Here is a 13,778-nt window from a genome sequence, read left to right as displayed (position 1 = left end):
ACAATCAGCTAATATTCGGGGTGGAATCTCTAATGATTGGTTTCGTGTAGATATGAGAGACCTGATAAGGCTGCTCTGGATGGGTGATGCGTGACAGCAGTATTTCGGCTGCTTTGACACCCATTTCATTACTGTAGATATGAACGGTGGTAAGATGAGGCTCAATAATTTTTGATTCCGGGCCGTTATCAAAACCGCAGATGACAATGTCACCGGGAATGGAATGATTCAGATTCTTCAGTGATTTCATAAAGTTTACGGCGATGTAATCGTTCGCACATACAAAAGCGGACGGGAGTTCGGCAATGCTATTTAATCTTTCATCCGCCCAGCCGGGGCTGGAGAAAAAGAGATTATCCTCATCGAGAACGCACTGGCCGAGATCAAGCGGGATGCCAGCCTCAGTCAGAGCACGATTAAAACCTACCCATCTTTCATTAAAGCTCCGGCAATGATTATAATCTCCGACAAAGCCCAAGGTTTTGTAACCGCCCTCAATCAACTTTTTGGTAAGCTGATAGGTACTGTGTTCGTTCTCCATTAATAACACGTCCGCCCGGAATTCAGGGTAGCAGACATGTGCGGAACAGTCGATGAAAATGGTTGGAATCTCAAGGCTTGTAATCAGGTTGCTGTATTCCAAGTTAAACAGCTCAATACATATGATTCCGTCCACATTGGATACATCGAAATTGTTAGGGAGGGACAGAGATTTCTGTTCAATCTCCCGGATGATGTGAATGGATAAATTATATCCTTCCGCGCTGATCCGCTTTTCCAGACCGCTGATCAAAGTCGATCCAAAATGCGAAGTATTCGGCAAATTCTCCGTTAACAAAGCAATGTTTCTCGAGCTCTTTGGCAGGACACTTTCGGTTTCCATTAAAGAAAACTGCTTGTATTTCAACTCAATCGCCTTTTTGATAACTTTGTTTCTGGTCTCTTCGGGCAATCCTTCGGTTCCGTTCAAGGCTTTGGAGGCCGTGTTTCTGGAGATTCCCAGAGCATCAGCGATGTCCTGTATAGTTACTTTTCCCCGTGCCATATATGTAAGTTCACCTCTATATTATTGTTTTCTTTCACTCTGCAAATAGCGGCCTAATACGCCTCGCTTTACTCCCTTAAATGTATAATAGTTTTCTCAAAATAGCAATGTTAATTTTACAAATGCACAATCAATTTTACATTATGTAATAATATTGTTTGGTAAATATTTCTGTAGTGGCGTTTAAAATGAATGTATTAAGTTGAATGAATGCTCTTTTTCTAAGAAAAACCTCCTAATTAATCAATTTTGACAATATTTTCAGGGTTTTAGATGCGAAATAATTGTCAAATGAACAAATATATTTTTACATAATGTATTGACTCGTGGTGAAGTCTTTGATAAATTGTAAATGAAGAAGGGCATGAACGTCAAAATGTAAGCCTTTCACTAATGAAAAACATTGTATAAGAATGGAGGTAAAGGCATTGCATAACTCAATTGAAGTGGATCACAGAAAACTGGTGACAGGGCGGAAGATGTCCCTGTTTGAATACTTGAAGAAACATTACTTCCTTTATTTAATGCTTGCACCGGCACTGATTCTGACCCTTATTTTTAAATACGGTCCAATGTATGGTGCGATTATTGCCTTTAAGGATTTCAGCCCAATCAAGGGAATTATGGGAAGCGAGTGGGTAGGTTTTTACAACTTCGAGAAATTCCTGTCTTCCCCAAACTTCGAAGTGATTTTTATGAATACGCTTAAATTAAGTTTTTTCGGTCTAATCTTGAGCTTCCCTGTTCCCATCCTGCTGGCCTTGATGCTCAATCAGGTTCGCCGGGCAGGAGTCAAAAAGAACATACAGTTATTCTTGTATGCCCCTAACTTCATATCCGTAGTTGTCGTGGTCGGTATGTTGTTTATCTTCCTGTCCCCGACAGGACCTATCAACCAGCTTTTTAGCTGGGTTACCGGTGAACCGGTGATGTTCATGTCCCGTCCGGAGTACTTCCGCTGGATCTATATTCTTTCGGATATATGGACAGGTGCGGGATGGGCCTCCATTATCTACGTTGCGGCTCTTGCCAATGTGGACCCTGAGTTACATAACGCAGCCAATCTGGACGGTGCTAATCTTCTTCAAAGAATACGTCATATTGACCTTCCGACCATTCGTCCGATTATGGCCATTGTATTTATCCTTGCCGCGGGCGGCATCATGTCGATTGGGTTTGAAAAGGCTTATCTCATGCAAACAGCAACGAACATGCCAACCTCTGAGATTATTCCGACGTACGTTTATAAAATTGGTTTACAGTCAGGTGACTATGCATACTCAGCCGCTGTAGGACTATTCAACTCTATCATCAACGTCATTCTGCTCATTACGGTGAACTTCACAGTGAAGAAACTAAATGAGGGCGAAGGTCTTTTATAGAAAGGAGCAACAAGTCATGTTCATTAAACATTCCCGGCTGGATCGCTTTATTCTTGTGCTGAACGCCACCTTTTTGACCCTTGCTGTATTGATTGTGGTGCTTCCGCTCATTTATGTGGTGATTGCATCCTTCATGGATCCGTCAATCCTGCTTAGCCAAGGGCTGTCGTTCAAAATTTCAGATTGGTCATTGGATGGCTACAAGATGATTCTTACCAATTCGGCAATGATCCGAGGATTCGGAAACGCTGTTTTTTACGCCTCTTCCTTTGCCATTCTTACCGTTCTGGTCTCAATCTGTGCGGGGTATGCCTTATCGGATGACCGGATGAAGGGTAGAGGTTTTTTTATGACAGTGTTCCTCTTTACGATGTTCTTTGGAGGAGGACTGGTCCCGACTTATCTGCTAGTTAAGAATCTGGGGCTGCTGGATACGGTCTGGGCTGTCATCATTCCCGGGGCGGTCAATGTATGGAATATTATTTTGTCCAGAACATTCTTCAAAGGCGTGCCGAATGAACTGAAGGAGGCGTCCAATGTGGACGGGGCTTCAGAGATGAGGATTTTCTTCAGCATTGTATTGCCGCTCTCTAAACCGATCATCTTCGTGCTTGCGCTGTATGCCTTTGTCGGCCAGTGGAATTCCTACTTTGATGCCATGATTTATCTGGATAATCCGAAGCTCCACCCGCTGCAGCTTGTGCTTCGTTCCATCCTGATTCAGAATCAGGTAGATCCCGGCATGATCGCTGACCAGATGGCCATGGCGGAAATGAAACGATTGTCTGAAATCATCAAATATGCCGCGATCGTTGTTTCCAGCTTGCCGCTCATTATTATGTATCCGTTCTTCCAGAAGTACTTTGAAAAAGGTGTCATGGTCGGTTCCATCAAATAGGACACGGCTGCACATAGATAAAGTTCTTTCATTCCTATTTACTTTGGAGGTCATATTCTATGAAAAGATCAAAAAGATCAAAAGTGTTGTCAAAAGCAGCTTCTGCGTCTGTACTTGCTTCATTTATGTTCCTTGCCGCATGCGGCGGCGGGGGAGGAAATGCTGCCGGTGAAAAACAGGATCCTAGCGGCAAAGTCACCTTAAACTTCATTACCCAAAGCTCCCCGCTGGCACCGGCCGATCCGAACGAAAAGCTGATTAATAAACGTCTGGAAGAAAAAACGAATGTGCATATCAACTGGAAAAACTTCACCAGAGACGTGTTTGTGGAAAAAAGAAACCTGGCTGTCGCAAGTGGTGATCTCCCTGATGCTATTTTTAATGCCGACTACAGTGATTATGAGTTGCTGAAGCTTGCTAAAGATGGTGCTATCGTTCCACTGAACGATCTGATCGAGCAGAATATGCCCAATTTTAAAAAAGTGCTGGAAGAAGCCCCTGAATACAAGAGTATGATTACAGCGCCTGATGGTAAAATTTATGCATTTCCTTGGATTGAAGAGCTTGGGAACGGAAAAGAAAGAATTCAGGCGGTAGACAGCATGCCTTGGATCAATGTGGAATGGCTTAAGAAGCTGGGCCTCGACATGCCGACAACCACGGAAGAATTGAAAAAGGTGTTGATTGCCTTCAAGACCCAAGATCCGAACGGCAACGGTCAGGCAGATGAAATCCCCTTATCCTTTATCAACAAGCCGGGTGCGGAAGATCTGGCATTCCTCTTCGGTTCATTCGGATTGGGCGAGAATCCCGACCATGCGGTCGTAAGCAATGAAGGCAAAGTGATATTTACAGCTAAGGAAGAAGGTTATAAAAAGGCGGTGTCTTTTATCAATGACCTTTATAAAGAAAAACTCATTGATATCGAAGCCTATACCCAAGACTGGAGTACTTACCTGGCGAAAGGCAAAGATCAGAAGTACGGCCTCTACTTCTCTTGGGATAAAGCCAATATCTCCGGAGCAAACGATGCTTATGAAGTAATGCCGCCGCTCGCAGGTCCGGATGGGGAAGTCAACGTAACCAGAACCAATGGTCTCGGCCTAGGCCGCGGCAAGATGGTTGTGACAAGCGCCAATAAAAACCTGGAAACGACAGCAAAATGGGTGGATCAGCTGTATGATCCTGTTCAATCCGTACAGAACAACTGGGGAACCTACGGGGACGACACACAGCAGAACATCTTCGAATTTGATGAAGCAAAAGGAATGCTGAAGCATTTGCCTCTGGAAGGCGCTGCTCCTGTGGAGCTACGCGAGAAAACAAGTATCGGCGGACCGCTGGCTATTCTTGATTCCTACTATGGCAAATATACGACCATGCCGGATGATGCCAAAGGCCGTATGGACATCATCAAGAATATCATGGCTCCAAAGATGAAAGCAGAGAACGTAATGCCGAGCGTATTTCATTCGATTGATGAGCTTGACCGTCTGACGACGATTGAAACCGACTTGTTCGCCTATGTACTCAGAATGCGTACAGAATGGTACCAGAACGGAAAAGTCGATGCACAGTGGAATGATTATTTGAAGGAGCTGGACCGTCTTGGCCTGCAGGAATGGCTTGAAATTAAACAGGCAGGCTACGACAGAGCGACAACTAATAAATAAATATATTTATAGATTGAACTTGAAACTTGAGGAAAGGGAGTGGAGCGACGGAGGGGGATTTTGGAACTGTAGGAGCGATAGCGACCGCCTTTGTCTTCGGATTTCAACCGCGAACAGCGGTCATAATCAAGAAATCTGAAGACAACAGCGGCCGGAAGTCCAAATATTCACCGTAGTTGCGACTGAACCTTTACTCTAAACTTTTCAGTTCAAGCTATATAGGAGCAAAGGAGAAATCATAATGTCAGTTATTACAAAACAAAATTACCGGGGTGCCTATCATTTTTCACCCAAAGAAAAGTGGATGAACGATCCGAACGGTTTGGTATATTTCGAGGGAGAATATCATTTGTTCTTTCAGCATCATCCCGGTGGAATGACCATGGGGGACATGCATTGGGGCCATGCGGTCAGTAAGGATCTGGTGACCTGGGAAGAGCTGCCGATCGCGCTGGTGCCGGATGAACTGGGCATGATTTTCTCGGGAAGCGCCGTTGTTGACTGGAATAACACGACAGGATTTTTTGAGGATCAGCCAGGGCTGGTAGCCATTTTCACCCATCACTTGGACATGCCGGAAGGACAACCTGCCGTTCAGCGTCAAAGTCTGGCCTATAGCAAGGATAAAGGCAGAACCTGGACCAAATACGAAGGAAATCCGGTGCTTGAACAGGATAACTTCATTGATTTCCGTGATCCCAAGGTGTTCTGGAACAAAGAGAAGAGCAGGTGGGTGATGATCGTAGCCTGTGGTCAAACGGTAGGTCTGTATCATTCCCCTGATCTGATCAACTGGACCTTTGCCAGCGAATTCGGCGAGGGCATCGGATCGCATGACGGTGTGTGGGAGTGCCCGGATTTGTTCCAGCTGGCCGTTGACGGAAAGAAATCGGATACCAAATGGGTAATGCTCGTGAGTATTGGTGCAGATCCCGCTTTTGAGGAAGGCTCAAGAACGCAGTATTTCACGGGTGACTTTGACGGAGCGGTATTTACTCCTGACGAAGAGTCCCGGAGCATCCGCTGGCTGGATCACGGCAGAGATAATTATGCCGGGGTAAGCTGGTCCGATCTTCCCGAGGAAGACGGAAGACGCCTGTTTATCGGCTGGATGAGCAACTGGATGTATGCACCCCAGACGCCGGCGGAAGGGTTCCGCGGAGCAATGACGATTCCACGGGAGCTTTATCTGGAATTAAGAAACGGGCAAACAGCGCTCATTCAGAAGCCTGCAAAAGAACTGGAAGCAGCACGTACCCCGGTCCTTTCCCTGAAAAATGTCTCTGTTCAAGAAATTAATGCAGCCTGTGCCAAGCTTCATCTTGAGGCTTACGTCATTGAGGCGGAGGTCGCTCATGGGACATCTGCCGGCTTTAAAGTAAAGGTAGGTGCAAAGCAGCAAACTGTGGTCGGGATTGATGCGCAGACGGAAGAAATGTATGTAGACCGGACAGCTTCCGGAAAGCACGATTTCCACAAGTTCTTCCCGGGACGCCATTCAGTGAAGCTTGCAGCACCGGGTACAGCCTATGATCTGCATATTTATGTGGACCGCTCTTCCATTGAAGTGTTCAGTGGCGGAGGCCAGGCGGTCATTACGGATCTCATTTTCCCTGAGCCTGAATCTGCCGGTCTTGCTGCGTTTGCCGACAATGAAGAGGACTTGTTCCTTTCGCTGGATATCTACAATCTGGCTTCATCTACCGCAAACGGCAGCAACCAGTAACCGGGAGGGTTAGTGACATGCGTATAGGAGCAATTGAAGCAGGCGGGACGAAATTCGTATGCGGGATCGGGGATGAAAACGGGAAATTTGAACACCGGATCAGCTTCCCGACCGAACATCCGGATCAGACCTTGCCCAGAGTCATAGAGTATTTTCAAGACAAAGGGGTAGAAGCGATTGGTGTTGGATCATTTGGTCCAATTGACATCCGCCAAGACAGCCCGACCTACGGTTACGTTACGACAACACCTAAGCCGGGGTGGGGGAATTACGATCTGCTCGGGACTTTAAAGCAAGCCTTTCCGGTCCCGTTCGGCTTCGACACTGACGTGAATGCGGCGGTATATGGCGAGGTAAGATGGGGGGCTGCTCAAGGCCTGTCAAGCTGCTTGTACATTACTGTAGGCACAGGCGTTGGCATCGGCGTTTATTCGGAAGGCCAATTAGTTCATGGTCTTGTACATCCTGAGGGCGGGCATTTGTTGACGAGGCGCCATCCTGAAGATGATTTTGTTGGCAGTTGTCCTTACCATGGGGACTGCCTCGAAGGGATGGCGGCAGGTCCTGCCATTGAAGCCAGATGGGGGAAGAAAGGCCATGAGCTTCCGGTGGATCATAGAGCCTGGAAGATGGAAGCCTTCTACATCGCCCAGTCCATAACGGATGCTATTCTACTGCTCTCTCCGCAAAAAATAATTTTGGGCGGCGGGGTTATGCAGCAGCCGCAGCTCTATCCGCTCATCCGGGAGGCTGTGCTCCTGAACCTGAACGGATATGTTAGTTCAAGTGCCATTCTGGAGCACATGGAGGAGTACATTGTTGCACCGGGCCTTGGCCAGCAGGCGGGATTAAGCGGCGCTTTGGCATTGGGACTCACAGCATGGAATAATCGAGTTTCTTCTATATAATACAGCAATAACCAAGGCCGGCCAGTTATGTTGTGTAATTGACCGGCCTTGCTCTTAGTAAAGGCGGCATAGAATTTACAGGAAAAGAGGGTAAAGGATGAACCGGAAATCAAAATATGCACTAACCATTCTGTTGGCTGCGGGATTCATGATGACTTCAACAGGGATTGTTGCCGTTAATGAGGATACAGGCTGGGCCGCACCGGCAGAGCAGAGGTCCGGCAGACTGACAAAGGAGGGTCTTTCTATTTCTGAAACCGTTACCAAAGCTGCTACAAATTTGACGGGATGGCGAATAGCCGGAAAAGGCAAGCTGGAGGATACGTCCGAAGGGCTTTTGCTGACATCCGATTCCGAAGAAAAAGTGCTGGCGATTTCCGAAACGTCGTCAGATGATTTTATATATGAAGCTGATGTAATGATCAAGGACCGGCAGCCAGATGCTGCGCTGCTGTTCCGTTCCAGTGAGGATGGTCAGCATTCATACCTGCTGCAAATCGTACCGGATGCCGGACTTATCCGCTTAACAGACGGGAGCAGTGGAGAAGGAAAATTGCATGAGGAGCATAAGGTTTCCCTGCTACAAGGTGAAATCTACCATCTTAAAGTGAAAGCGGAGGGTCCTCGACTGAAAGTGTATTGGGGGAATCAATACAAGCCCGTGATTGATATCCAGGACAATGCCCATCTCTCAGGACGGCTTGGACTCCACGTCTCGGATGGAGCGGCCTTGTTCCAAAACATTAACGTAAGCGACCTGAAGGGGAATCTGGATACGGTGCTGGCAAGTCAGGGACAGTGGCAGCCGGATATCGGCGGTAAAAAAGGGGCCTCTGTAAATCAGAACAAGGCACAGCAGATCTATAGCAGGCAAGCTGCTGATCTGGTGTATGAAGGAGTGATCTCATTTCGTTCCGCTGCTGTTGCAGGCCTGGCCTTCCGTTCCTCTTCTGACGGTGCGAAGGGATATGAAGCCTCTCTTGCGAAAGAAGGAAATCAGGTACATGTCACTTTAACAAAAGCAAACGGCACGGTAATTGCCAGTTCCAAGCAGACTTATCCGAGTCCAGCGGGGGCAAAACATGCGGTGGAAGTGCAGGCGAAGGGGAACCGGATTCAGATTTTCATGGATGGGTATACTCCGGCAGCAATAGATGTTAAGGACAGTTCTTATACTACCGGATACGCCGGACTTGTCGTAAATCATGGAACCGCTTACTTCCAGGATGCCTATGTTACGGACGCTGGCAGTTACAATAATGAAAAATACCGGCCCCAGTATCATTATACGCCGATCCGCGGTGCCGTTAGTGATCCGAACGGGCTTGTCTATTTCGAAGGAGAATATCATCTCTTTCATCAGGATGGAGGCACATGGGCTCATGCTGTCAGCAAAGATATGCTGAACTGGAAACGCCTGCCGATTGCCCTTCCATGGAATGATTACGGACATGTCTGGTCCGGGTCTGCTGTGGCGGATTTGAAGAATGCCTCCGGTATGTTCTCGGATTCAGGCGGCAAAGGCCTTCTTGCCTACTACACCTCCTTTAATCCGGATGCCTCTAACGGCAACCAGCGTATAGGTCTGGCCTACAGCAAGGATCAGGGGCGGACATGGGAATATGCCAAAGATCGACCAATTGTCATTGAGAACCCCGGAAAGAACGGAGAAGAACCCGGGGGATGGGACTTCCGTGATCCCAAGGTGATCCGTGATGAGGAGAATAATCGCTGGGTCATGGTGGTGTCGGGTGGTGATCATATCCGCTTTTTCACATCAACTAATTTGCTCGACTGGACGTTGACCGATAATTGGGGTTATGGGGATTATGTCCGTGGCGGGGTGTGGGAATGCCCCGACTTGTTTCCTCTTACCGTACAGGGAACGACAGAGAAGAAATGGGTTCTAATGATCAGTACAGGAGCAAATCCGGCAACAGGTGGTTCAGATGCAGAATATTTTGTAGGGAGCCTGACTAAGGAAGGTAAATTCGTGAACGACAACCCGGCAGGAACCGTATTGAGGACAGACGCCGGCAAGGAGTTTTATGCATCCATGTCCTTCTCTGATATGCAAGACGGGCGCAGAGTGATGCTGGCCTGGATGTCCAACTGGGATTATCCCTTCGCCTTTCCGACATCTAACTGGAAGGGAGAGCTGACGATCCCGAGAGAAGTTACCCTAATCAACACCCAAGACGGAATTCGTCTTGCCCAGAGTCCGGTAAAGGAGCTGGAGTCCCTGCGCAGTGAACTCTATTCCGCAGCTAACAAGGTGGTCAGTCCTTCTTCTCCTAATCTGCTGAAAGGCATGACCTCAGGTGCCTATGAAATTGAAGCTACCCTGGAGATTCCCGCCGGCAGCAGTGTATCGGAGTTCGGCTTCAATGTACGTGAGGGAGCCGATCAAAAGACAGTTGTAGGCTATAAGCCGGGCGGGAGCACTATGTTTGTGGACCGCTCTCTTTCCGGGGAAACAGATTTCTCCAGCCTGTTCAGTACGAGACATGAAACGAAAATGCCGACAGAGAACGGCCAAATCAAGCTGCGGATTCTGGTGGATGAATCTTCGGTTGAGGTTTTTGTAAATGGAGGGAAGTCCGTGTTCTCCGAGGTCATTTTTCCGGACCCGGCCAGCAGGGCAATGAGTTTCTATAGCAAGGGCGGCAATGTGAAGGTTGTTTCTCTGAAAGTCTATAAGCTTGGATCGGTATGGAATCCTGAGTCGGGTTCGGCAACCCGGATTGTGTTGGATACCAGTGACCGTGAACTGGGGGTTGGGCAAATCGAAACAGTGCAGGTGATCGTAGAAAACGGACCCGGCAACGGCGCCCAGCCGCTGAAGTGGAAGTCCAGCAATGAAGATGCCGTAATCATAAAGGTGGCAGGCAATTCCCGTACAACCCTTGAGGCGAAAAAAGCAGGGGAGTCCATCATTACAGTATCCACACCGAATGGAAAGGCATCCGCAAGTTTTCGTGTGAAAGTGTTCGGCGGAGCATTTCATACCAACCTCAGCGGCTGGACGCAAGACGTGTCCAAGGCTTCTTGGCTAGTTAGCGGGGATGGAATTCGCGGAAATCACTCCAGCGACGCAAATTATGTTGCTGAGGAGAGGGCGGGAAACTTCTCGTATGAAGCCGAGATGAAACTTGGCAAGTCCGGCGGCGCAGGTTCCCTTCTGTTCCGTGCAAGTCCGGACGGACGCAGCGGCTATTACTTGAATCTGGATCCTAATATGAAGGCAATCCGTTTGTTTTACAAAATGGATGGACGTTTTGAAGAACGGCAGGTTCTGGCGAAAGTTCCAGCCTTCATTCTGCCGGACCGGACGTATAGTTTAAAGATACAAGCGAATGGACCTCATATTGTAGTGTATCTGGGCGGGCAGAAAATAATGGATCTGCAGGACGGAACCTTTGCGGCAGGACATTTCGGACTTCATGTATTCGGCGGATTCGTCTCCTACCAGAATGTAAATGTGAACGGGGCAGCACCGGAGAACTTGATAACATCAAGCCTGGTGAACGAAACGTTCCGGAAATCGATTTATACAGCAAATCCGGTGAAGGGTGAAGCGGTAACGGTCCAGGATGCAAATGAAATATCCGATCAGAAGTGGGTATTGGTGCCGACAGGAGATAACGCAGATTCCTACTCGATCCGTACGGTCTCGGGTCAAGCCCTTGATCTGAACACAGAACACAATACAATTCAGCTTTATGATTATCTGGGTTACAATAATCAGCGCTGGATCATCCATAAGAATGGGGATGGTTCAGCGGCCATCCTCTCTGTCCATAATCAGTTGGCGCTGGCTGTTTCTGAGGATGGATCGAAGCTGACGTTAGAGGCTCCTCAAACCGGTGAAGCCCGTCAAAAATGGCATATAAAATTTTGATTGTATTTTCAGCGCAGTAGAAATTACTTGTAATACGTTAACAGTCCCGATGCAGATCAAAGGCATCGGGACTGTTTTTATTGCTGGAAAGCAGGAATAGGAAATTTAAATTTGCTTGCCGTTCTCGCCCTTTATCTCCTTGCGCAGCAGGAGGGATTCGGCATAGGTAATCATGGCCTGAAGGAAAAGGATGAGCACAAGCGCCACGACTAGAATAACAAGAGAGACACCGTCCTTTTTGTTAAGCATGGCGGACATCCTTTCTTGAAATGCTCTGAATATATACCCATTATTACCCAAGGTGCCGGGCGATCAAGCAAAGCCTATGCGCTTTGCACAGCACTGTTTACCGGGTAGATCCGGGTGAACAGGAAGCGGGTCAGCGGCCCTACAACAATCAGCTGCAGCGGCAGGGCGCAAATGATGTTCAGTCCGGCAGTGGACAGATAGTGACGGAGGAAGTTGTCTCCAAATCCGTAGTGTGCTAGTGTGCCATATAGGGACATGCAGAGCACCATACCGCAGACCATGAAGAAGGAAATGAACAGCACCTTTTTAATCATAGGATCGGCCGGTTTAACCAATCTAAAGGCCAGACCTTTGGCCGCTTTACTGACGATGACAACATCACAGAATAAGGCGACGACGAGTGCCGGAAGTAAACCGATCGCAACATCACGGAATAAGGTATGGGTTAAGCCAGTATTTAACATCACGTTGTAAAAGCTCATTCCTACGACCATCAACACGCACATCATACAGGTGAATACTAAAGCTTCTTTCTTGTTTCTGCCCATTGTTCAAACTCCCTTAACATTTAAGTTTTTCAAACTTCACTCATAGTATCAGGGGGCAAGAACATTGTCAACTAAGTTGACAAAAATGCAATCTGATTGTTTATTCTAATTGTATTATTTTTATATTGGGGGCCTTTTTTATGAAAGACTATATCCTTGACTTGAACTTGATTGATCTGATCAGTGAGAAGCATAAGGCTCTGCGTGAAAAAGTAAATGAAACCAGCGGTGAGCAGCTGAACAAGACTGAAACGCATATTCTGGCGAAGCTGGAGCTGCATGGCATGCTCACGATTTCGGAGATCAGCAGGCAGATCAGCATTTCCCGCCAGGGTGCGCAAAAAACGATTAACGTTCTGCTGGCTGAAGGATATGTGGAAACCGCCGTGGTAGAAGGGAACTCCCGTGACAAGCATATTGTGCTAACTCCCAAAGGTATTGCGGTCTGCCGGAGCATGCTGGAGATCAAGCAGAGCATCGAGGCGGAGATCGCCGCCAAAATTGGCAGGGACCAGGTGGAAACGTTGAGAAAGCTGCTTACGGAGGATTGGCTCTGAGACTGTACGGGTCTGCTGAGGAGCTGAGGAGCTGAGGTTCTGAGGCAGGAACTGAGGAACTGGGGAACTGAGGAACTGGGGAACTGAGGAACTGGGGAACTGAGGAACTGAGGAACTGAGGAACTGAGGAACTGAGGAACTGAGGAACTGAGGAACTGAGGAATTGAGGAACTGAGGAACTGAGGAACTGAGGAACTGAGGAACTAAGGAACTGAGGAACTGAGGAACTGAGGAACTGAGGAACTGAGGAACTGAGGAACTGAGGAACTGAGGAACTGAGGAACTGAGGAACTGGGGTTCTGAGGTTCTAAGACTCTGAGGTTCTAAGCACTCAGGCTTCTAGTTTCTAAAGCGCAAATTAGTTCTAGATGAAACGTTGCTTTGGGAGACGCTGTAAGTTGTAACGGACTGAGGAGACGCTATTGTCCCGAAAAACGCAAATTATTGATGCAAGCGGACCGCAGAGACGTTATTTCAGCAAAAATGCAGCTGCCGCGCAGTAAAAAAGCACATTAGGTCGCTGGGGTCCGCAAGACTCCGCCACTAGCCCGATTTCAGCATATAACATCTCTGGAGTCCGTTACGAGGAGAAGGGTGGCGGGGAGGGCTTTGGTCACCAGCAGAGTAAGAGCAGTTGTCAGGATTTCAAAAGAAACCTTGCCCGGGAGCCTATGGAGATTTCGGATTCAAACGCACAACGCTGCGCATCAAGGATATGAGTGTTCCGATCCAATCCTCAACTGCTCGCGAAGCCGGATGTGTGAATCTGATAAATATTTTTTTTCGGATTAGATGAGTTCAATAAATCAAGGTTCCCGGTGGCTTACGGTGAGCCTTTTTGTTTTGGGCGGGATGTTTCCTTTTCCTGTCTAGGCAGGCAAGAAGCTTGCA

The 13,778-nt window shown here is 47.7% G+C and carries 10 protein-coding genes; 7 read left to right on the top strand and 3 right to left on the bottom strand.

Annotation, left to right across the window (positions count from 1 at the left end):
* Positions 1 to 4: 4 nt before the first annotated feature.
* Positions 5 to 1,045, bottom strand: a complete 1,041-nt coding sequence (locus ACQ76X_RS14640) for a LacI family DNA-binding transcriptional regulator (protein ID WP_438494800.1) — start codon at positions 1,043 to 1,045, stop codon at positions 5 to 7.
* A gap of 479 nt (positions 1,046 to 1,524) precedes the next feature.
* Between ACQ76X_RS14640 and ACQ76X_RS14635 the strand changes: the two genes are divergently transcribed.
* The 6 genes from ACQ76X_RS14635 (at position 1,525) to ACQ76X_RS14610 (ending at position 11,533) form a co-directional block, all read left to right on the top strand.
* Positions 1,525 to 2,427, top strand: coding sequence for an ABC transporter permease (locus ACQ76X_RS14635; RefSeq protein ID WP_438494864.1), 903 nt, complete (start codon positions 1,525 to 1,527; stop codon positions 2,425 to 2,427).
* Positions 2,428 to 2,443: 16 nt separating this feature from the next.
* Complete coding sequence (locus ACQ76X_RS14630; RefSeq protein ID WP_340896615.1) at positions 2,444 to 3,325, top strand: carbohydrate ABC transporter permease; 882 nt, start codon at positions 2,444 to 2,446, stop codon at positions 3,323 to 3,325.
* 59 nt (positions 3,326 to 3,384) lie between these two features.
* On the top strand, positions 3,385 to 4,998 hold the full coding sequence (locus ACQ76X_RS14625) for an ABC transporter substrate-binding protein (RefSeq protein ID WP_438494799.1): 1,614 nt from the start codon (positions 3,385 to 3,387) through the stop codon (positions 4,996 to 4,998).
* A gap of 241 nt (positions 4,999 to 5,239) precedes the next feature.
* A complete protein-coding gene (locus ACQ76X_RS14620; protein WP_438494798.1) occupies positions 5,240 to 6,724 on the top strand; it encodes a glycoside hydrolase family 32 protein in 1,485 nt (494 codons plus the stop codon).
* 17 nt (positions 6,725 to 6,741) lie between these two features.
* Entirely contained in the window at positions 6,742 to 7,632 is an 891-nt protein-coding gene (locus tag ACQ76X_RS14615; RefSeq protein ID WP_438494797.1) for an ROK family protein, read from the top strand.
* Between the two features lie 97 nt (positions 7,633 to 7,729).
* Positions 7,730 to 11,533, top strand: a complete 3,804-nt coding sequence (locus tag ACQ76X_RS14610) for a GH32 C-terminal domain-containing protein (protein ID WP_438494796.1) — start codon at positions 7,730 to 7,732, stop codon at positions 11,531 to 11,533.
* Between the two features lie 105 nt (positions 11,534 to 11,638).
* On the opposite strand, the gene ACQ76X_RS14605 is transcribed toward ACQ76X_RS14610, so the two are convergent.
* Together ACQ76X_RS14605 and ACQ76X_RS14600 are read right to left on the bottom strand one after the other, a co-directional pair.
* The gene (locus ACQ76X_RS14605) at positions 11,639 to 11,782 is read right to left on the bottom strand and encodes a hypothetical protein (RefSeq protein ID WP_438494794.1); all 144 of its coding nucleotides are present in this window, start codon (positions 11,780 to 11,782) and stop codon (positions 11,639 to 11,641) included.
* Between the two features lie 74 nt (positions 11,783 to 11,856).
* Entirely contained in the window at positions 11,857 to 12,330 is a 474-nt protein-coding gene (locus ACQ76X_RS14600; RefSeq protein WP_038596296.1) for a DUF2798 domain-containing protein, read from the bottom strand.
* A gap of 140 nt (positions 12,331 to 12,470) precedes the next feature.
* On the opposite strand from ACQ76X_RS14600, the gene ACQ76X_RS14595 reads away from it, so the two are divergent.
* Positions 12,471 to 12,887, top strand: coding sequence for a MarR family winged helix-turn-helix transcriptional regulator (locus ACQ76X_RS14595; protein WP_438494792.1), 417 nt, complete (start codon positions 12,471 to 12,473; stop codon positions 12,885 to 12,887).
* Positions 12,888 to 13,778 lie beyond the last annotated feature (891 nt).

The organism is Paenibacillus sp. IHBB 3054 (assembly GCF_051594305.1).
Classification (GTDB): domain Bacteria; phylum Bacillota; class Bacilli; order Paenibacillales; family Paenibacillaceae; genus Paenibacillus_AQ.
This window is presented reverse-complemented; position numbering and strand designations above follow the sequence as displayed.